The following is an 18,602-nucleotide window of genomic DNA, read 5'->3' on the forward strand; positions in this document are numbered from 1 at the left end:
GGGAAGATCCATGTATCCCATCCATTTCTTCGACCGCGCGGCGCGCCTCTGGCCGGATCATGTCGCAGTCGAATGCGGCGGTGAGGTCGTCACCTACAGCGACCTGCACGGCCGGGTGCAGGCCCTGGCGGCGGGGTTGCAGGCCATCGATCCGGAGTTCGGCTCGCGGGTCGGCATCTGCTGCTACAACACGGTCGAACACCTCGTGGCGTGGCTTGCGGTTCTGGCGGCGGGCAAGGTCTGGGTTCCGCTCCAGCCGATGAACGCGCAGGAGGAATTGCTGAGGTCGGTGGAGTTCACCCGGGCAAGCATCGTCATCGTGCAGCCGGAGACGGCGCAGAAGCTGTCCGGCGCGCAGGCGCGGTTCGTGATGGCCGACGCCCGTTCGGACAAGACCGACACGACGGCGGCGCTGTGCCGGACCCATGCCGGGCAGGCGCCGAAGGCGGGCAACCTGCCGCTGTCGGCGACGCAGGCCATCAAGTTCACCGGCGGGACCACCGGGCGCCCCAAGGGCGTCATGCAGCCCTACCGGGCTTGGAACACCAACATCGCCATCCAGATCGCCGCATGGTCGCTGGGCGAGGGGCAGCGCTACCTTGCCGCGGCGCCGATCACGCATGGCACCTCGACCTACATCCTGCCGACGCTGGCGACCGGCGGCACACTGGTGCTGCTGGACCGCCCGCGCCCGGAACAGACACTGCATTTCCTGCAGGCAGAACGGATCACCACGACCTTCGTGCCGCCTACCGTGCTCTACATGCTGATGGAGCAGCCGAACGTGCGCGATGCTGACTATTCGCATCTGAAGAACCTGATCTATGGCGCGGGTCCGATGCGGCCCGAGGCCATCGGCCGTGCGCAGGAGATCTTTGGCCCGTGCCTCGCGTCGACCTACGGCCAGACCGAAGCGCCGCAGATCGCCACGATGATCTCGGCCCGGGAACTGGCCGATCCGGAGAAACGCACATCCGTCGGGCGCGAGACGCTGCTGTCGCGGGTCGAGATGATGGGCCCTGACGGGCAGATCCTGCCCACCGGCGAGACCGGGGAGATCGTCATTCGCGGCGACCTTCTGATGACCGGCTACTGGGACCAGCCCGAGGCGACCGAGAAGGCGCTGAAGGACGGCTGGCTGCACACCGGCGACCTCGGGATGAAGGACGCGGACGGCTACGTCTACATCCGCGGCCGCGCCAAGGAGATGATCATCACCGGCGGGTTCAACGTCTATCCCGCCGACGTCGAGACGGTGATGGGCGAACACCCCGACATCGTCGATTGCGCCGTCTTCGGCGTGCCCGACGACAAGTGGGGCGAGGCCGTGCATGCCGCGGTTCAGGTGCGCGACGGGGCACGGGTGTCCGGGAAGGAGATCATCGCCTTCGTCCGGGAGCGGCTGGGGCCGGTGAAGACGCCGAAGTCGGTACGCTTCATGACGGATCTGCCGCGCAACGCCATCGGAAAACTACAGAAATCGCAACTCGCCGAACAACATCTCGCCGAGATGGCGGTTGCAGTGAAGGAGGGATGACCATGCCCACGCAGGCGCCGACCACGTCCTTGTGCCGTTACACGGACACAGAGATCTTCTACCGCGACCGCAATCTCGTCGACGACCTGTTGTCGGGTCAGGCGGACTTCGTCTCGGTGATGATGAGCCACATCCTCGGGCGCGAGGTGACGCCCGCGCAGCAGCGGGTGATGCACGCCATCCTGATCGTGATGATGGAGCATGGCCTGACGCCGAGCGCCATCGCCACGCGGTCGATCTACATGTCGGCGCCGGAGAACCTGCAGGGGGCTGTGGCCGCGGGTCTTCTGGCCGTGGGCAGCCAGTTCGTCGGCACGATCGAGAACAATGCCCGCCTTCTGGCAGAGCTCGTGGACCTCGACACCGAGGCGCAGGCGGCCCGCGCGGCAGAGATCGTGCGCGAGCATCGTACCCGCAAGGCGCATCTGCCGGGCTTCGGCCACCACCTGCACCGGCCCGACGATCCGCGCGCGCTGAAGCTGATCGAGATCGGCAAGGCCGAGAGTGCCTCGACCCGGTACATCGACGCGCTGCTGGCCCTGTCGGCGGCCGTCGATGCGGAGTTCGGGCGGCATATCACGATCAACGCGACGGGCGCCACGGCGGCCCTGCTGGGCGACATGGACATCCCCGTGGAGCTGATGCGCGGCTTTGCCGTCATCTCCCGCGCGGCGGGTCTGGTGGCGCATATCGCCGAAGAACAACAGAAACCGTCCGGCCGCTTCATCTGGGAGACGGTCGACAAGGCAATGCCGTTCGGAGACTGACACCATGACGGATCATGCTATCGTGACAGGCGGGGCGCGCGGTATCGGCGCGGCGATTGCCGAAAGGCTCAAGGCGGACGGCCTGTCGGTCGCGGTGGTCGACCGGATCGCGCCGCAGCATGGCCACGCCGACGCGTTCATCGAGCTGGACCTTTCGGACGTGGAGGCGACGCTCGACGCGCTGACCCGTTTCTGCGAAGGGCGGCGCGTGACCCGGCTGGTGAACAACGCGGGCATCGTGATGCCGGCCACTGTCGAGGAGACCGATCCGGCCTCCATCGACCAGGTGTCCGCCGTCAACCTGCGCGCGCCGCTGGTCTGCCTGCAGGCGGTCCTGCCGTCGATGAAGGCGGCGGGGCTGGGCCGCGTGGTCAACATCTCGAGCCGGGTGGCCTTGGGCAAGGAATTGCGCACCGCCTATGCGGCGACCAAGGCCGGGCTGCACGGCATGACGAAGACATGGGCGCTGGAACTGGGCCGCCACGGCATCACCGTGAACGCGGTCGGGCCGGGTCCCATCGCCACCGAGCTGTTCAACAAGGTCAACCCGCCGGGCGATCCGCGCACCGAGAAGATCATCGAAACCGTACCCGTCAAGCGCACCGGCACCCCGGAGGACGTGGCAGAGGCCGTCGGCTTCTTCTGCTCGGAGGGGGCGGGCTTCGTGACGGGGCAGGTCCTGTACGTCTGCGGCGGCATGACCATCGGTTCGGCATGACTGCCATCGGCAGCAGGCCGGAAGACAAGACTGATTCAATCTGGAGGAGGAGAATGAAAATGAACATCAACAGAAGGCACACGCTTGCCGCGCTCGGCGCGGTTTCGATGCTGGCCCTGGGCACGGTTGCCCAGGCGCAGGAATATCCGACCAAGCGCATCACGATCATCGTGCCCTACAGCGCGGGCGGGTCCACCGACATTCTGGCGCGCCAGGTGGCGGACGGTCTGACCAAGGTGCTGGACGAGACCGTGACGGTCGAAAACCGTCCCGGTGCCGGCGCGACGCTGGGCACGACCATGGCGGCCAAGGCGCGAGCCGACGGCTACACGCTGTTCATGGGGCAGGTGTCGTCGCACGGCATCGCTCCGGCGGTCTACAAGAACCTGCAGTACGATGCGGTCGCGGACTTCGCGCCGATCAAGCTGCTCATCACCATCCCGAACGTCATGGTGGTGAACAAGGAAAGCCCCTACCAGACAGCGGCAGAGTTCCTCGACGCGGCCAAGGCCGAAGGCAAGACCTTCGGGTCTTCGGGCGTCGGCAGCTCGATCCACCTGTCGGGCGAGATGTTCAAGTCGCGCACCGGGGCGAACATGACGCACGTGCCGTTCCGCGGCAGCGGCGAGGCGGTGCCCGCGCTTCTGGCGGGCGACGTCGACGTGATGTTCGACAACCTGCCGTCGGCCATGCCGCAGATCCAGTCCGGCGCCCTGCGCGCGCTGGCGGTGACGACGCCCTCGCGGTCCGACAAGCTGCAGGACGTGCCGACGCTGGACGAACTCGACATCCCGGAACTGGACGGTTTCGCGGCGCGCTCGTGGTTCGGTCTGCTGGCGCCTGCCGGCACCGACCCGGAGATCGTGGCAACGCTGTCCACGGCGCTGGACGAGGTCATTGCCAGCGAGTCCTTCGTCACATTCGCCGACACGCGCGGCGCGCAGATCGAAGGCGGAAGCCCGGAGGAGTTCGCCAAGTTCATCGAGGACGAGCTGTCGAGCTGGAAGACGGTCGTCGATGAGGCGGGCGTGACCGTCGAGTGACATGCCATGCTGCAAAGGCGGCCCGGTCGGGTCGCCTTTGCGGACCTGATACGTCGGCCATAGGGAGGGGCGGACAATGAGCGACACGTCGCAGGGACCGGACGCCCGGAAAGGGCGCCGCCGGGAGATCATCTTTGCATCGCTGACACTGATCGCGGCCATCCTGTTCGCGGCGATCGTCATACCGGCAGGTGTGACGACGCCCGCGTCGGTCAAGCATCTGCCGCTGTCACCGGCATTCCTGCCGTATGTGCTGACCGCGGGGGTCGCGCTGTTCGCGCTGGTCCACCTGCTCGAGGCGGTGTTCGCCGCGCATATTCCCGACGAGGACGCGGCCGCCCCGAACGTGCACGCGCAGTGGAAGCCGCGCCTGCTGGCCCTGTGTGTGCTGCTGCTGATCTACCTGCTTGTGCCGGAGACGCTGGGGATGCTGCTGACCTCCATCGTCGTGACCATCGTGCTGATCGCGATGGGCGGGGAGCGCAGGCCCCTGATCCTGCTGGGTGTGGGCATAACCGTGCCCCTGCTGATCTACCTTTTCTTCGTGCATGTGGCGCAGGTGCCCATGCCCGCCGGCATCTTCGAAGACTGGATGTGACCCATGCTTGAGAACATCGCAACCGGGTTCCAGCTTTTCCTGACCTTCCAGAACCTTCTGGCCATCACCATCGGCGTCTGCCTCGGCGTGACGGTTGGGGCCATTCCCGGCCTGACCGCGACGATGGCCGTGGCGCTGGCGCTGCCCTTCACCTTCAACCTCGACCCGGTGACGGGCATCCTGTTGCTTGTGGGGGTCTACAAGGGCGGGGTCTTCGGCGGGTCGATCACCGCGATCCTGATCCGCGCGCCCGGCACACCCGCCGCCGCCTGCACGCTGCTCGACGGCTACCCGCTGGCGCAGAAGGGGCAGGCGGGCAAGGCGATGAACATGGCGCTCTACGCGTCCTGCATCGCGGATTTCCTGTCGAACCTGTCGCTGATCTTCTTCGCGAGCCTGATTGCCGGGCTGGCGCTGGCCTTCGGCCCGCCGGAGTACTTCTGGCTGATCTGCTTCTCGCTGACGGTGGTGATCTCGATCTCCGGATCGTCGCTGACCAAGGGCCTGATCTCCGGCCTTCTGGGGCTGCTGACCTCGACCATCGGGCTCGACCTCGTCTACGGCACGCAGCGGTTCACCTTCGACAATTTCAACCTGATGGCAGGGGTCAGCTATATCCCGCTGCTGATCGGCCTCTTCGCGCTGCCCGAAGTCATCGACTTCTACATGCGCAAGATCGCCCCGCATACCATCAAGGCCGCCGACCGCAGCCGCGTCACGATGGAGGAGTTCAAGGGCAGCCTGCTGACGATCATCCGCGGCAGCTTCATCGGTGTCATCATCGGCACCATCCCCGGTGCCGGGGCGACGGCGGCGGCCTTCCTGTCCTACGGCGAGGCGCGGCGCACGTCGAAATCGCCCGAGACCTTCGGCAAGGGCAACATCGAGGGCGTGGCCGCCTCAGAATCCGGGAACAACGGCGTGGCCGGGGCGACGCTGATCCCGCTGCTGGCGCTCGGCATCCCGGGCGACGTGGTGACGGCGGTGATCCTCGGCGCCTTCATGCTGCAGGGGCTGACGCCTGGGCCGCTGATGTTCCAGGACAACATCACCATCATCTACGCCATCTTCATCGGCATCATGCTGAGCTCCATCGTGCTGTTCGGTTCCGGCAAGCTGGCGATCCGCTACTTTGCCAAGATCGCCGACATCCCGCGCCACATCCTCCTGCCGGTGGTCCTGCTGTTCTGCGTCTTCGGCAGCTACGCCGTGCAAAGCCAGATGTTCGACGTGGGCGTGATGCTGGCCTTTGGCGTGCTGGGCTACATCATGATGAAGATCAACATGGCAGCGGCGCCGTTCCTGATGGGCTTCATCCTCGGGCCGCTGTTCGAGGACAACTTGCGGCGGTCGTTCCTGATTTCCGAGGACATCGGCATCTTCTTCCGCAGCCCGATCTGCTGGATTTTCATCGCGATAACCGCATTCTCGCTGTTCGTGGGCGTGCGCCGGGAACTGCGCATGACACGCGCCAAACGCAGCGCCCTCCGCTCGGCGGAGGCGAAATGACAGGGAGCTCCTCCATGCAACTGAAGGATCGCGTGGCCATCGTCATCGGCGCCGGTGCAATTGCCGAAGGGATCGGGATCGGCCGGGCCATCAGCATGGGGCTCGCGCGCGAGGGGGCCTTTGTCGTCTGCGCCGACGCCAACGAGGACGCGGCGGCGCAGACGGTCGACCTGATCCGCGAAGAGGGGTTCAACGCCGAGGCGGCGGTCGTCGACGTTCTGGACGACGCCAGCATCGACCGTCTGGTGCAGGGCGTGGCCGACCGGCATGGCCGCATCGACATCCTCCACTGCAACGTGGGTCTGGGCAAAAGCGGGCCGTCCGGCCAGACCACGCCCGACGACTGGCGACGGATCAGCGATGCCAACCTGACCTCTCTGCACGTCTCGGCGCAGGCGGTTCTGCCGCACATGCGCGCGCAGGGCAGGGGGGTCATCACCGTGACCTCCTCCATCGCCTCAATCCGCAACGTGGGATATCCGCATCTGGCCTACTCCGCGACGAAGGCGGGCGCGAACCAGTTCGCGCGGGCGCTGGCGGTGGAACTGGCCCCCGAGAACATCCGCGTCAACGCGATCATCGCGGGGTTGATCGACACGCCGCGCATCGGCGTCACGCTGGCCAACAGCTATGGCGACAAGTCCGGGCAGGAGATGCGCGCGGCCCGCGCCCGGCAATGCCCGATGGGGCGGATGGGTTCGGCCTGGGACATCGCGGAGGCGGCGGTCTTCCTCGCCTCCGACAAGGCGGGTTACATCACCGGCACCGAGCTGATCGTCGACGGCGGGCTCTCCGCCAGCGTCCGGCAGGTGGTGGACGGCTGATGCGCACGCGGCAGAGATGACGGCGAGGGACGGGCTGAACCTCGTCGTGGCGCTGGGACTGCTGGTGGCGGCGACGGCGCAGATCGCTCTGCCCCTGCCGCTGCCCGGAGTGCCGGTCGCCCTGCTGCTGGGCGTCTTCGTCTTCGTGAACCGGCGGGAGGTGACACGCTCTGCCGCCGTGATCGGCGCAATCGTCGGCGTGCTGTTCGTCTGGTCGCTGGTGACGGGGATCCTGGGGCCGTCCGGGGCGATGGCGCGGGTCACCTTCCTGTCGGTGCTGCTCATGTCGCTGAACATGCTCAGCCGCGCGGCGTCACGCTCCCCCGATGTGCGCGACGCGGCCGAGGTCGTGGCCAGCCGCCCGCGCGGGGCGCGCTACCTCTTCGTCACCGTAGGCACCCACGTCTTTTCCATCTTCCTCAATTTCGGGGCGGTCAGCGTCATTGCCGCGCTTCTGGCGCAAAGCCGAGAGACCCTCGTGCGGCAGAACGCGCTGAGGGACCTGACCCTGTCGATGATCCGCGGGTTCGGGGCGATGCCAATGTGGTCGCCCCTGGCGCTATCGACCATCATCACCCTCTCGATCCTGCCGGAGGTGGGCTATTTCGAGGTGCTGCCCTTCGGCCTCGCCGCCGCCGGGTTCTACATGACCGCAGGCTACCTCATGTCGCGCAGGGGCGCCGCGCCGCAGCCGCCGTCCGCGACGCGCGCCATGCCCGGACGCGCGGATCGCCGCGTGCTGGGCCAGGTGGTCCTGCGGGTCGGCCTGCTGGTCTGCGGCGCCATCGCGCTGCAGCAGGTCACCGCCCTGACCCTGCCCGAAGCGGTGCTGTTCGCCGTGCTGGCCTTTGCGCTGGGGTGGTGGGCAATGCAGTCCGGCGATCCCCGCCGTCCCGGTATCGCGCAGGAGGCCGCGGCCTCTGCCGCCACAACGGTCAACGAGATCGTCATCGTGGGCGGCGCGGGCTTCATCGGGGCGGTGATATCCGAGGCGATCTCCCGCCAGACAGGGGGCCTGCCGGTGCCGCCCGATGCGGTTTTCCCGCTGGCCGTGGGGCTGATTCCCTTCGTGATGGTCGGGGCGGGCCTTATTGCGGTCAATCCCATCGTGTCGACCAGCATCCTTCTGGGTGTGCTGCATCCGCTCGTGCCCGAAAGCATCCTGATCTGGATGGCCGTCGCGGCCAAGACGGGCTGGGGGATCACCGCCGCCGCCTCGCCCTTCACCGCGAACGTGCTGATCGCGGGCCGGGTGATGGGCCTGCCGGGCGGCGAACTGGTGCGGTCCGACAACCTCCGGCTGACGCTGCTGATGCTGGGGGTCACCAGCCTGTTCTGCGCCGCTGCAACTTATCTGTCCCTATGAAGGTGAACACCATGCCAACCACAATGAACGCCGTTTTCGCCCGTGAACCGGGTGGCCCCGAAGTGCTGGAACTGCGCGAAACGCCGATGCCCGAGCCGCGCGGCGGCGAAGTGCTGATCCGGGTCGAGGCCGCCGGTGTGAACCGCCCCGACCTGCGCCAGCGCCTGGGCGGCTATCCCCCGCCACCGGGCGTGAGCGAGGCGCTGGGGTTGGAGGTCGCAGGCGAGGTCGTGGAGGTTGGCGCTGGCGTGGAAGGCTACCGGCCCGGTGACAAGGTCTGCGCGCTGGTCGCTGGCGGCGGATACGCGGAATATTGTGTCGCCCCGGTGGAGCAGGTCCTGCCTTGGCCGAAGGGCCTTTCGGCGGTCGAGGCCGCCGCGCTGCCGGAGACGTATTTTACCGTGTGGACCAACCTGTTCCGGATCGGCGGTCTCCGGGAGGGGCAGACGGTCCTGATCCACGGCGGCGCCAGCGGGATCGGGACGACCGCCATCCAGCTTGCGCGCGCCTTTGGGGCGCGTGTCTTTGTCACCGCCGGGACGGAGGAGAAATGCGCCGCCTGCCGCGAGCTGGGCGCAGAGGCCGCGATCAACTACCGCACCTCGAAGTTCGACGAGGAGATCGCGCGCCTGACGGAGGGGCGTGGCGTCGACGTGATCCTCGACATGATCTGCGCCGATTACCTCGCGCGCAACCTTGCCTCCCTCGCCATCGGCGGGCGGCTGGTCGTCATCGCGTTCCTCGGCGGCGGCAAGGCGGAGGTCGACGTCGAGGGCATGGTCCGCAAGCGGCAGACCCTGTGTGGCAGCACGCTGCGCCCGCAAACCCCTGCCGAGAAGGGCCTGATCGCCGCCGACCTCGCGCAGCACGTCTGGCCGCTGCTGGAAAGCGGCGCGGTGAAGCCGGTCATCCACCGGGTGTTCCCGCTTTCGGACGCCCCGGGCGCGCATCGCGAACTGGAGGCCGGGCAGCACTTCGGCAAGGTCGTCATGACGGTCTGATCGGCTGGACGCGGCGGCCGTCTGGTTGCCGCGTTCCGGGTGCCAAGATGGGTCTGTAGTGGAGCCCGGAGGCGGGACCGTTGCGCCCGTGTCTTCGGCACCTCGCGGCCGTCCGGGCGGATTTCGTGAAAAGCCGGTCCTGCCCGCTTGATTTCCCGAAACGCGACAGTGAAAATGGAATGCCATTTTTTGTCAGTGTATCGGATCGTCTGATGGTCGAGGAAATCGAGGGCACACGCGCGACGGACGCGCCCACGGCGACGGCGCAATGGGTGGCCGACATCCTGCGCGACAGGATCGTCAAGGGCGTCTATCCGCCGGGATCGCGCATCGTGGAGCGCAAGATCTCTGCCGAACTCGACGTGTCGCGCACGCCGGTGCGCGAGGCGTTGAAGCTGATCGACGCCGACGGCCTTATCGCAATTTCCCGCAACAAGGGCGCGCAGGTTCTGCAGTACGGCGCCGCCGAGGCGCTGGAACTGTTCGACGTGATCGCCTCGCTGGAAAGCCTCGCGGCGGAGAGGCTGGCCGAGACCATCGACGAGGAGGCGCTGGACACGCTCGAAGAGATGCACGACCGGATGCTGACCTACCACAAGATCGGCAACCACGCGGATTACTTCGACACGAACTCCGAGATCCACGATTTCATCGTGGAGCGTTGCGGTAATGGTATCGTGTTCGAGACGCACCGCAGGCTGATGGCGCGGGCGCGGCGCGGGCGGTTCCTGGCGATCATGAAGCCCGAGCGCCTGACAGAGGCCGTGTCGGAGCACGAGGTGCTGATGCAGGCCATGCGGCAGCGGGACCCGGAGCACGCGGCGCGGATCTGGCGACAGCACCTGCTGCACACCGGCCAGACCGTCGCCGCGCTTCTCTGACCATTCAGGCGGCTGCGGCCCGGGCCCAGAGCCCGTCCGACACGCCCTGCGCCTCTGCCACCACCTCGGCTGCGTCGACACGGGTGGGTCTGCGGTCGCGCACCAGCCAGTCGCCCTGCACCATGACGTCCGTCACGTTGCCGGCAGAGCCGGAGTGCACGAGGACGCCGACGCCATCGATGACCGGGCGCAGGTTGGGCGCAAGCGGATCGAGCAGGACCAGATCGGCGGGGTCGCCCACCCGCAGGCGCCCGGTGGCCGCATGGCCCTTCAGCGCGTCCGCCCCGCCGGAGGTCGCCCAGCCGAAGACCTCTGCGGCATCGAGGTCGAAGGACATGCCTGCGCGCCAGCGTGCCGTTGCGATGGCCATGCGCATCGCCTCGAACATGTCGGCGGATTTCGTGTCGGTGCAGAGCGTGATGGTGGCCCCTGCGTCGCGCAGCGCCTTGATCGGCGCGGCGGCCCCGAAGCTGGCGTTGCCGATGGGGGCATGGGTCACGACACCGCCCGCCGCGCCGAAGCGGGCGATGTCGCTGTCGGACATGAAGATGCAATGCGCGGCGATCAGGTCGGGCGAGAGCAGCCCCAGGTCGTCCAGGAATTCGGTCGGGGTCATGCCCTCGCGGGCGAGGAGCTGATCCACCTCCATCCGCGACTGGCTGAGGTGGGTGTGCACCTGTTTGCCCGTGCGGTCGGCAAGGGCGCGGAACTCCGTGAACATGTCGCGGGAGCAGCTGTCCGGGGCGTGCGGCGCGAGGATGGTGCCGATCCGCTCGTGCCCGTCCCACTTCGCCACGAGGTCGAGTGCGGCGCGCAGGGTTTCATCGCCCAGGGCAGGGGCGCGTTCGAACCGGCCCTCGGCCAGGGCGGCGGTGTCCATGTCCATGACGCGGCCGCCGATCATGGCGCGCAGGCCCATCTCGTCTGCGGCGCGGGCCAGAGCCTCCGGGCAGCGGTAGTAGTCGACGATGGTCGTGGCCCCGGCCATCAGCATTTCCAGAACGCCCAGCCGGGCAAGTGCCAGCGCCTCTTCCTCTGACAGCCAGTGCCCCTGCGGGACGCCGGGGATGTAGGCGGGGGCAAATCCCCTGTCCTCGACCATGCCGCGCACGATCATCAGGGGCGAATGGTTGTGGCTGTTGACGAAGCCGGGCAGGCACAGTGCGCCCTTGGCGTCGGTGACCTCTGCGCCCTCGGGCGTGGCAAGACCTCGGCCGATCTCTGCCACGAATCCGTCGTCGCCAATGACGATCTCCGCGTCCTTCAGGACAGGTGCGCCGGGTGAGACGATCGTGACGTTTCTCAAATGGGATGCCATTTTGATTTTCCTTTAGCCTACGAGTTGGGCGTCACCGCCGGAGAGGGCGTAAAATTTGACGTCTTTGTGTTTTCGAGCCGCCGATTGCGGGTGGAGCCTCGCATCTGGCCCTCAGAATCGAGCTAAGACAAATGGCATTCCATTTTCAAGTCGGCAGAAGAACCGGCGTTTCAGACACCGAAATGGTCTCATGACCCGAACAGAGAGGAACGTCATGACACAGATTCAGAAAGCCGGACTCACGCGCCGCACCCTGCTGCGCACTTCCGCCATGGCCGCCGTCGGCACGCTGGCGGCCCCCTCCATCCTGCGCGCCCAATCGGGCGAGATCGTCATCGGCTGCGCCGGCTCGCACACCGCCTGGATGGAAGAGATCGTCGCACCGCACATGAAGGAAACGATCGGCGCCGACATCCTGTTCGAGGGCACGAAGTCGTCCGTGAACCTCGAGAAGATGGCGTCCAACAAGGATGCGCCGTACCTCTCGGTCGTGCAGATGGACGACCCCGTGATGATCCAGGCGGTCGAGGCCGACCTGCTGACCCCGATCACACCCGACGCCGTGCCGAACATGACCGACCTGCGCGCCGACGCGGTGCATATGGACGGCATGTGGTGCAACTACGTCCAGCCTTGGGCGGGCGTCGCCTACAACACCGATTTCGCCGAGGGCGTGCCGTCGTGGGAGGCGCTCTGGGCGCCGGAGAATGCGGGGCAGGTCATCATCCCGTCGCTGCAGAACACCGAAGGCATGTGGACCATGTTCGTCGCCGCGATGCTGGGATCGGGCAAGCCGTTCTCGGAGGCGCAATACGAGGTCGACGCGGCCTTTGCCAAGCTGGAAGAGCTGAAGCCGAACCTGCTGTCGGTCTACACGACCATGTCTCAGGCCTTCAACCTGCTGGAGCAGGGCGAGATTTCCATGCTGGCGGGCAACTTCTCGTCCTACACGCTGCCGCGCAAGGCAGAGGGCGTGCCGGTCGATCTGGCCGCGCCGAAGGAAGGCATCTTTGCCATGCCGTCGGGCATCTGCCTCGTGAAGGGCGGGCCGAACCCGGAACTGGCGCAGGCCTACGTCAACGAGATGCTGGGCGAGACCATGCAGGCGGCGATTGCCGATTTCGCTTCGTCGGTCCCTGCGAACACCACCGTCACCGCGGGCGCCGTCATCCCCGAGGGCGTTGAGATCTACTCCCCCGACTGGGCATTCGTCGCCGAGAACCGCCGCGCGTGGATCGAACGCTTCGACAAGCTCATGGCGCTCTGAGGCGGACTGCGGACATGGCTCTGGATCAAGGCAAACCGGTTTCCCGTTACCTCGACGTCGTGGGCGTGGAGAAATCGTTCAAAGGCACACGGGTCATGTCCGACATGAATTTCCGGGTGAACCGGGGGGAGCTTGTGTCTCTCCTCGGTCCCTCGGGCTGCGGCAAGTCCACGCTGCTGCGCATCGTCGCCGGCCTTCTGGAGGCGGACGAGGGATCGGTGGTGCTGGACGGCCGCGACATCACGCGGTTCCCCGCGCACAAGCGCAACGTGTCGGTCGTCTTCCAGAACTACGCGCTGTTCCCGCACCTGACCGTGGCCGAGAACGTGGCCTTCGGGCTGCGCGCGCGCGGCATGGCAAAGGGCGCCACGGGCGCGCCGGTGGCGGAGGCACTGTCGCTGGTGCGCATGACGGAATTTGCCGACCGGCCCATCGCGGCGCTGTCAGGCGGCCAGCAGCAACGGGTCGCTGTGGCGCGCGCGCTGGTGGTCGGGCCGGATCTGCTCCTGCTGGACGAGCCGTTCTCGGCCCTCGACCGCAAGCTGCGCGAGACGATGCAGGTCGAACTGAAATCCTTGCTTCTGGATCGCGGCATCACCGCCATCTTCGTGACCCACGACCAGGAAGAGGCGATGGGCGTCTCCGACCGGATCGCGGTGATGAACGCCGGCCGGATCGAGCAGTTTGCCGATCCCTCGACGCTTTACGCGCGGCCCACGTCGCCCTTCGTGATGGACTTCGTCGGCCTCTCCACGCGGATCACCGGCACGGTGGCCGAGCAAGCCGGAGGAACGATCACCGTCGATACGCCCTATGGCAAGCTGCGCGCCAAGAGCGGCGCCGCCGTCGGCACCCGGGTCCTGCTGGGCGTCCGGCCCGAGCTGATCTCTGTCGGCGCGGGAGAGAACACCATCACCGCTAGACTGGTCGACGTCATGGTGCTGGGCTCGAAGACCGTGTTGCACGGGGCGGCGCAGGAGGACGACCGGGTGCTGTGCGAATTGCCCGGTATCCGCAGCGGCCTGACCCGCGGACAGGAGGTCACGCTGGGTTGGGGCGTGGAGGACACGCTGGCCTACGAGGTCGCGGCATGACCTCTCGCGTCGACCGCATCGCGCTTCTCGCCGTGCCGGGGCTGGCTTACCTCGCGGTGATCTACGCGCTGCCGCTGCTGATGCTGCTCGCCAAGTCGGTGCAGACGGCCGAGGGGTTTTCGCTGTCGGAATACCGCGCCTTCTTTGCCGACGAGTACAACCTTCGTGTCCTCTGGCGGACGTTGCGGGTCGCGGCGCTGACGACCTTGCTGGCGCTTTTCATCGCCTATCCCACCGCCTTCGTCATGAGCCGCGCCAAGGGGCCTTGGCTGACCGTTTTCCTCGTGGCGATGGTGCTGCCCATGTCGCTGGGCGTGGTGGTAAAGGCCTTCGCCTGGTCGATCCTGTTCCGCGCCAACGGCTTCATCAACACGACGCTGCAATGGATCGGCCTGACGGAAAAGCCGGTGCGGATGCTGTTCACCGAAACCGCGCTGGTGATCGGTGCCGCGAACGTCTTCCTGCCCTTCATGGTGCTGCCGATCTACGCCGTGGTGCGCCAGCTTGACCGCGGACTGCCGGAGGCGGCGGCCTCGCTTGGCGCCGGGCCGTTCTTCCGGTTCTTCAACGTCACCCTGCCGCTGACCCTGCCGGGCGTGGTGGCGGGGTCGGCCTTCACCTTCTCCATGGCCATCTCGATGTATGTGATCCCCTCGCTGATCGTGGGCGAGCGCCAGCAGACCCTGTCGATGCTGATCGCCCGCAGCTTCCTCTACCTGCGCAACGAGCCGTTGGGGTCGACCATATCCGCCGTGCTGCTGGGCATCGCGATCTTCGTGGTCGTGTTCTCGAGCTGGCTGGCCCGTCGCCTCGGAGCGCGCCAATGACCCAGACCGACCGCATCTTCCGTGTGCTGAGCTGGATCGTCGCCCTCGCTTGCGTCGTCTTCCTGATGCTGCCGATCTTCATCACGGTGGCCGCGTCCTTTTCGGCCTCGCCGGTCTACACGCTGCCGCCGCCGGAATGGTCGCTGCGCTGGTACGCCTTGCTGGAACGGCGCTCGGGCCTTTGGGACGCGGTGGTGCTGTCGCTGAACCTGGCCTTCGTGTCGACGCTGATCTCGCTGGTGCTGGGCACGCTTGCCTCCATCGCTGTGACGCGCGGCAACTTCCGGGGGCGGGAGGCGATTGCCACCTTCGCCGTCTCTCCGCTGATGATGCCGGGGCTGGTGGTGGGTGTCGCGCTCCTGCAGTTCTTCCGCGAGATCGGGCTGCGCGACGCCTATGTCTCGCTGCTGCTGGGGCATATCGTCATCACCTTGCCCTTCGTGATGCGCACGCTGCTGGCGTCGATGGCGCAATTCGATTTCTCGATGATCGACGCGGCGCGGACGCTGGGGCTGAGCTATCCGAAGGCGATCCTGAAGGTGCTGGTGCCGAACCTTGCGCCGGCCTACCTGACCTCGGGCCTCTTCGCCTTCCTCGCGTCGATGGACAACTACCCGATCTCCATCTTCCTGACCGATGCGCGCAACAAGACGTTGCCGATCAAGATGCTGCAATACCTCGAGGAACAGCCCGATCCGTCGCTGGCGGCCATGTCGTCGGGGTTGATCCTGCTGGCGATCCTCGTGCTGGTCTTCGGCGCGCGCACGGTCGGCCTGAACCGCATGATCCAGGGGTGAGGACATGAACGACCGACGCGATTTCAAGGGCTACTTCGGCGCAGAGCCCGCGCCCTGCTGGCCAGATGCCGCGCGGCTTGCGGTGTCCTTCGTGGTGAACGTGGAGGAGGGGGCGGAGCTTTCCATCGGCGACGGCGACCCGCGCAACGAAAGTGTCTACGAGATCCGCGAGGAGGTGGAGGGCGCACCCGATCCGTGCATGGAGACGCACTTCGCCTACGGCACGCGGCAGGGATATGCGCGCATCGCAGGCGCCTTCGACCGCTACGGGGTGAAGGCGACCTTTTCGACCTGCGGCCGGGTGGCAGAGCGCAGCCCCTGGCTGATGCAGGACATCGTGGCGCGCGGGCACGAGGTGTCCTGTCACGGCTGGCTCTGGCAGCGGCACGCGCACATGACAAGGGCAGAGGAAGAGGCGGATATCGAGCGCACCCATGCCGCGATCAGGGCGGCCTGCGGCGTGGCGCCGGTGGGCTGGCACACGCGCTCTGCGCCTTCGGTCAACACGCGCGATATTCTGATCGCGCGTGGCGATTTCCTTTATGACAGCGACGTTTACGACGACGACATCCCGCGGATGGCCGGTGGTCACGTGATACTCCCTTACGCGTTCGACACAAACGACATGCGGTTTTCGCCCGGTGGCGGCTTCGTCCAGGCCCGGGATTTCAGCGAGTACGTGATCGGTGCCTTCGACCGGCTGTATGCCGAGGGTGGGAGGGCAGCGCGCATGATGTCCATCGGCCTGCACCTGCGCCTGATCGGGCGGCCGGGCCGGATCGGCGGGCTGGAGGACGTGCTGGCCCATATCGCGGCGCATGACGACGTCTGGATCGCCCCGCGGCGCGAGATCGCGGCCTGCTGGGCCGGGGCGCAGAAGGGCGCGGCATGAACCCCATGGACCTCTCCGCCGCGGAACTTGCCGCGCGTGTCCGTTCAGGCGAGATGACCCCGGCGCAGGTGGGCGGGGCTGCGCGGGCGCGCGTGGCGGAGCGCAATCCGGCGCTGAACGCGATGACGGTTCTGAACCCCGCGCTGGAGGATGAGGCGGCGGATGTGGCCGCGCGTCTCGCCGCCGGAGAGGATCTTCCGCTCGCGGGCGTGCCGGTGGTCATCAAGGACAACATCTGGGTCAGGGGACTGCCGGTCACGCAAGGGTCCCGCCTGTTCGCGGATTTCGTCGCCCCGGAGGACGCGCAGGCCGTACTGAGGCTGCGCGCGGCGGGGGCCATGATCCTCGGCATCGCGACCTGTTCGGAGTTTGCCTGCAAGGGCGTGACCAACACGCCGCTTCAAGGCAAGACCCGCAACCCGGTGGACCCCGGCCTCACCACGGGCGGATCGTCCGGTGGGCCGGTGGCTGCGGTGGCGGCGGGCATGGCGCCGCTTGCGCTCGGCACGGATGCGGGCGGGTCGTCCCGGCGTCCCCCGGCGCACACCGGCCTTTACGGCTTCAAGCCGACGCAGGACCTCGTTCCTTACGGGCCCGGCTTCGAGGAGCCGGTGGACGGCATCTCGGTCATCTGCCCGATTTCCCGGACGCTGGAGGACATCGCGCTTGCCATGTCGGTCTTGTGCGATCTGCCCCCCGGCACGCCCATCCCCGGCCCCTATGCGTGGAGCGCGGATTTCGGCCTTGGCCAGCGCCTCGACGCGGACGTCGCCGCCGCCTTCGACACGTTTGTCAGGTGCCTTGAGACGCAGCGGTTCGGGATGACGGAGGCGGCGCCGGAGTGGCAGGGGCTGAACGGCGGCTCCGTCATGGCCTTGCAGCATGCCGGTCTGGCGCGGTTGTTCGGTGCGGCCTGGCAGGAGGACCCGTCTGTTTTCGACCCGGACCTGGCTGTGCAGATCGAGACCGGGCTGGGACTGGAAGACGCGTCAGTTGCCGATGCGAAAAGCGCATCGGCCCGCATGGGCGCCATCCTGAACGGCTTTCTCGACCGCTTCGGCTTGGTTGTGGTGCCGACGACGCCATGTCCCGCCTGGCCCGTCGATCAACTGGCCCCGCAGGAGATCGGCGGACAGCCCTGTGCGCCGCGGGACCACGCGGCCTTTACTCCGCAGGCCAACCACGCGGGTTGTCCCGCGCTGACGATCCCCTTTGCCCGCACACACGCGGGTCTGCCCATCGGGCTTCAGATCATTGCCGCGCGGGGGCGCGACGCCGACCTCCTCGCGACCGCACGGACCATCACGGCCGCCATGGCCCCGAAAGAGCACGAAAGGGCCACCTGATGCGCATTCTGCTGGTCAATCCCAACATGACACAGGCCATGACGGACACCATGTCCGACATCGCCCGAGGCCTTGCTGGGGACCGGGCAGAGATCGTGCCGCTGACGGCGACGAGCGGGTTCCCCTATATCGCTTCGCGGGCAGAGGCGCAGGTCGCTGGCGGCATCGCGTTGGGTATGATCGCGGAGCACATCGAGGACGTCGATGCGGTGGTGATCGCAGCCTTTGGTGACCCGGGGCTGGCTGGTGCGCGTGAGATTTTCGACGTGCCCGTCGTGGGCATGGCCGAGGCCGCCGTGCTGACCGCCGCCATGCTGGGAGAGCGGCTGTCCATCGTCACCTTTTCCCCGGTGATGCGGCGCTGGTACACCGACTGCGTTCACGCGACCGGGCTGGGCGCGCGCTTCGCCGGGGTGCGCACGCCGGATGCCCATGGCGACGACGTGGCCAATGCCGCGCGGGACATGCGCGCCGAACTGGTGGCTTTGGCGCGGCGCGCCGTGGCCGAGGACGGTGCCGACGTGGTCATCCTTGGCGGCGCGCCGCTGGCGGGGCTTGCGCCGGAGGTGGCCTCGGAGATCCCGGCCATCGTCATCGACCCCATCGCCGCCGCCGTGGCGCAGGCCATGACGCTGGCCTCCCTGCGCCTGAGGCTGGAGGGGAGGGCGTGCAAGCCGGTCGCCAAGGGGTCTGTCGGGCTGCCGCCTGCGCTGTCGCGTGTGATCGCGCATGAGGCGGCGGGGTAGAGCGGGCAGGGCGCGGAGGTCGCGATGAAGAGTGCCGCCATCCGTAGGGCCCGCCGGGCCGTGTCCCGTCG

At 67.4% G+C, this 18,602-nt stretch carries 18 protein-coding genes; 17 read left to right on the top strand and 1 reads right to left on the bottom strand.

Features of this window, described 5'->3' with window-relative positions; translation table 11 throughout:
• Positions 1-10 precede the first annotated feature (10 nt).
• The 10 genes from CDO87_RS14815 (at position 11) to CDO87_RS14860 (ending at position 10,244) form a co-directional block, all read left to right on the top strand.
• Positions 11-1,537, top strand: a complete 1,527-nt coding sequence (locus CDO87_RS14815) for a class I adenylate-forming enzyme family protein (protein WP_100929486.1) — start codon at positions 11-13, stop codon at positions 1,535-1,537.
• A 2-nt stretch (positions 1,538-1,539) separates the two neighbouring features.
• Positions 1,540-2,304: a citryl-CoA lyase gene (locus CDO87_RS14820; RefSeq protein ID WP_100929487.1), complete on the top strand. Its 765-nt coding sequence runs from the start codon at positions 1,540-1,542 to the stop codon at positions 2,302-2,304.
• Positions 2,305-2,308: 4 nt separating this feature from the next.
• Positions 2,309-3,022, top strand: a complete 714-nt coding sequence (locus tag CDO87_RS14825) for an SDR family NAD(P)-dependent oxidoreductase (protein ID WP_100929488.1) — start codon at positions 2,309-2,311, stop codon at positions 3,020-3,022.
• Between the two features lie 59 nt (positions 3,023-3,081).
• The gene (locus tag CDO87_RS14830) at positions 3,082-4,065 is read left to right on the top strand and encodes a tripartite tricarboxylate transporter substrate binding protein (RefSeq protein WP_100929489.1); all 984 of its coding nucleotides are present in this window, start codon (positions 3,082-3,084) and stop codon (positions 4,063-4,065) included.
• A gap of 76 nt (positions 4,066-4,141) precedes the next feature.
• Positions 4,142-4,663 carry a tripartite tricarboxylate transporter TctB family protein gene (locus CDO87_RS14835; protein WP_100929490.1) on the top strand — a complete coding sequence of 174 codons (522 nt, stop codon included), beginning with the start codon at positions 4,142-4,144 and terminating at the stop codon, positions 4,661-4,663.
• 3 nt (positions 4,664-4,666) lie between these two features.
• On the top strand, positions 4,667-6,172 hold the full coding sequence (locus CDO87_RS14840; protein ID WP_100929491.1) for a tripartite tricarboxylate transporter permease: 1,506 nt from the start codon (positions 4,667-4,669) through the stop codon (positions 6,170-6,172).
• Between the two features lie 14 nt (positions 6,173-6,186).
• Positions 6,187-6,996, top strand: a complete 810-nt coding sequence (locus tag CDO87_RS14845; protein ID WP_254698148.1) for an SDR family NAD(P)-dependent oxidoreductase — start codon at positions 6,187-6,189, stop codon at positions 6,994-6,996.
• 16 nt (positions 6,997-7,012) lie between these two features.
• Entirely contained in the window at positions 7,013-8,362 is a 1,350-nt protein-coding gene (locus CDO87_RS14850; protein WP_100929493.1) for a hypothetical protein, read from the top strand.
• 11 nt (positions 8,363-8,373) lie between these two features.
• A complete protein-coding gene (locus CDO87_RS14855; RefSeq protein WP_198521732.1) occupies positions 8,374-9,363 on the top strand; it encodes an NAD(P)H-quinone oxidoreductase in 990 nt (329 codons plus the stop codon).
• Between the two features lie 212 nt (positions 9,364-9,575).
• Complete coding sequence (locus tag CDO87_RS14860; RefSeq protein ID WP_100929494.1) at positions 9,576-10,244, top strand: GntR family transcriptional regulator; 669 nt, start codon at positions 9,576-9,578, stop codon at positions 10,242-10,244.
• Between the two features lie 4 nt (positions 10,245-10,248).
• Here the strand turns inward: CDO87_RS14860 and CDO87_RS14865 are convergent, their stop codons facing one another.
• Positions 10,249-11,562 carry an amidohydrolase family protein gene (locus tag CDO87_RS14865; RefSeq protein WP_100929495.1) on the bottom strand — a complete coding sequence of 438 codons (1,314 nt, stop codon included), beginning with the start codon at positions 11,560-11,562 and terminating at the stop codon, positions 10,249-10,251.
• A 214-nt stretch (positions 11,563-11,776) separates the two neighbouring features.
• Between CDO87_RS14865 and CDO87_RS14870 the strand changes: the two genes are divergently transcribed.
• Genes CDO87_RS14870 through CDO87_RS14900 form a run of 7 tightly spaced genes read left to right on the top strand, consistent with a single transcriptional unit; the run spans position 11,777 to position 18,531 of the window.
• Complete coding sequence (locus CDO87_RS14870) at positions 11,777-12,829, top strand: extracellular solute-binding protein (RefSeq protein ID WP_100929496.1); 1,053 nt, start codon at positions 11,777-11,779, stop codon at positions 12,827-12,829.
• Positions 12,830-12,843: 14 nt separating this feature from the next.
• Complete coding sequence (locus tag CDO87_RS14875) at positions 12,844-13,923, top strand: ABC transporter ATP-binding protein (RefSeq protein WP_100929497.1); 1,080 nt, start codon at positions 12,844-12,846, stop codon at positions 13,921-13,923.
• On the top strand, positions 13,920-14,750 hold the full coding sequence (locus tag CDO87_RS14880; RefSeq protein ID WP_100929498.1) for an ABC transporter permease: 831 nt from the start codon (positions 13,920-13,922) through the stop codon (positions 14,748-14,750). Before CDO87_RS14875 ends, CDO87_RS14880 begins: the two co-directional genes overlap by 4 nt.
• A complete protein-coding gene (locus CDO87_RS14885; protein ID WP_100929499.1) occupies positions 14,747-15,547 on the top strand; it encodes an ABC transporter permease in 801 nt (266 codons plus the stop codon). The genes CDO87_RS14880 and CDO87_RS14885 overlap by 4 nt, the downstream gene beginning before the upstream one ends.
• 4 nt (positions 15,548-15,551) lie before the next feature.
• Positions 15,552-16,439 (top strand): allantoinase PuuE, encoded by an 888-nt coding sequence (locus tag CDO87_RS14890; RefSeq protein ID WP_100929500.1) that lies wholly within the window; start codon positions 15,552-15,554, stop codon positions 16,437-16,439.
• A complete protein-coding gene (locus tag CDO87_RS14895) occupies positions 16,436-17,785 on the top strand; it encodes an amidase (RefSeq protein ID WP_100929501.1) in 1,350 nt (449 codons plus the stop codon). The genes CDO87_RS14890 and CDO87_RS14895 overlap by 4 nt, the downstream gene beginning before the upstream one ends.
• Positions 17,785-18,531: an aspartate/glutamate racemase family protein gene (locus CDO87_RS14900; protein ID WP_100929502.1), complete on the top strand. Its 747-nt coding sequence runs from the start codon at positions 17,785-17,787 to the stop codon at positions 18,529-18,531. Before CDO87_RS14895 ends, CDO87_RS14900 begins: the two co-directional genes overlap by 1 nt.
• Positions 18,532-18,602: the final 71 nt, after the last annotated feature.

The organism is Sagittula sp. P11 (assembly GCF_002814095.1).
Lineage (GTDB): Bacteria > Pseudomonadota > Alphaproteobacteria > Rhodobacterales > Rhodobacteraceae > Sagittula.

What these genes read in the sequence shown, in the direction of transcription:
- CDO87_RS14880 (WP_100929498.1), top strand. Translation starts at nt 13,920, where the DNA reads ATGACCTCTCGCGTCGACCGCATCGCGCTTCTCGCCGTGCCGGGGCTG.
- CDO87_RS14900 (WP_100929502.1), top strand. Translation starts at nt 17,785, where the DNA reads ATGCGCATTCTGCTGGTCAATCCCAACATGACACAGGCCATGACGGAC.
- CDO87_RS14870 (WP_100929496.1), top strand. Translation starts at nt 11,777, where the DNA reads ATGACACAGATTCAGAAAGCCGGACTCACGCGCCGCACCCTGCTGCGC.
- CDO87_RS14835 (WP_100929490.1), top strand. Translation starts at nt 4,142, where the DNA reads ATGAGCGACACGTCGCAGGGACCGGACGCCCGGAAAGGGCGCCGCCGG.
- CDO87_RS14885 (WP_100929499.1), top strand. Translation starts at nt 14,747, where the DNA reads ATGACCCAGACCGACCGCATCTTCCGTGTGCTGAGCTGGATCGTCGCC.
- CDO87_RS14875 (WP_100929497.1), top strand. Translation starts at nt 12,844, where the DNA reads ATGGCTCTGGATCAAGGCAAACCGGTTTCCCGTTACCTCGACGTCGTG.
- CDO87_RS14840 (WP_100929491.1), top strand. Translation starts at nt 4,667, where the DNA reads ATGCTTGAGAACATCGCAACCGGGTTCCAGCTTTTCCTGACCTTCCAG.
- CDO87_RS14855 (WP_198521732.1), top strand. Translation starts at nt 8,374, where the DNA reads ATGCCAACCACAATGAACGCCGTTTTCGCCCGTGAACCGGGTGGCCCC.
- CDO87_RS14850 (WP_100929493.1), top strand. Translation starts at nt 7,013, where the DNA reads ATGACGGCGAGGGACGGGCTGAACCTCGTCGTGGCGCTGGGACTGCTG.
- CDO87_RS14860 (WP_100929494.1), top strand. Translation starts at nt 9,576, where the DNA reads ATGGTCGAGGAAATCGAGGGCACACGCGCGACGGACGCGCCCACGGCG.
- CDO87_RS14845 (WP_254698148.1), top strand. Translation starts at nt 6,187, where the DNA reads ATGCAACTGAAGGATCGCGTGGCCATCGTCATCGGCGCCGGTGCAATT.
- CDO87_RS14890 (WP_100929500.1), top strand. Translation starts at nt 15,552, where the DNA reads ATGAACGACCGACGCGATTTCAAGGGCTACTTCGGCGCAGAGCCCGCG.
- CDO87_RS14895 (WP_100929501.1), top strand. Translation starts at nt 16,436, where the DNA reads ATGAACCCCATGGACCTCTCCGCCGCGGAACTTGCCGCGCGTGTCCGT.
- CDO87_RS14865 (WP_100929495.1), bottom strand. Translation starts at nt 11,562, where the DNA reads ATGGCATCCCATTTGAGAAACGTCACGATCGTCTCACCCGGCGCACCT.
- CDO87_RS14815 (WP_100929486.1), top strand. Translation starts at nt 11, where the DNA reads ATGTATCCCATCCATTTCTTCGACCGCGCGGCGCGCCTCTGGCCGGAT.
- CDO87_RS14825 (WP_100929488.1), top strand. Translation starts at nt 2,309, where the DNA reads ATGACGGATCATGCTATCGTGACAGGCGGGGCGCGCGGTATCGGCGCG.
- CDO87_RS14820 (WP_100929487.1), top strand. Translation starts at nt 1,540, where the DNA reads ATGCCCACGCAGGCGCCGACCACGTCCTTGTGCCGTTACACGGACACA.
- CDO87_RS14830 (WP_100929489.1), top strand. Translation starts at nt 3,082, where the DNA reads ATGAACATCAACAGAAGGCACACGCTTGCCGCGCTCGGCGCGGTTTCG.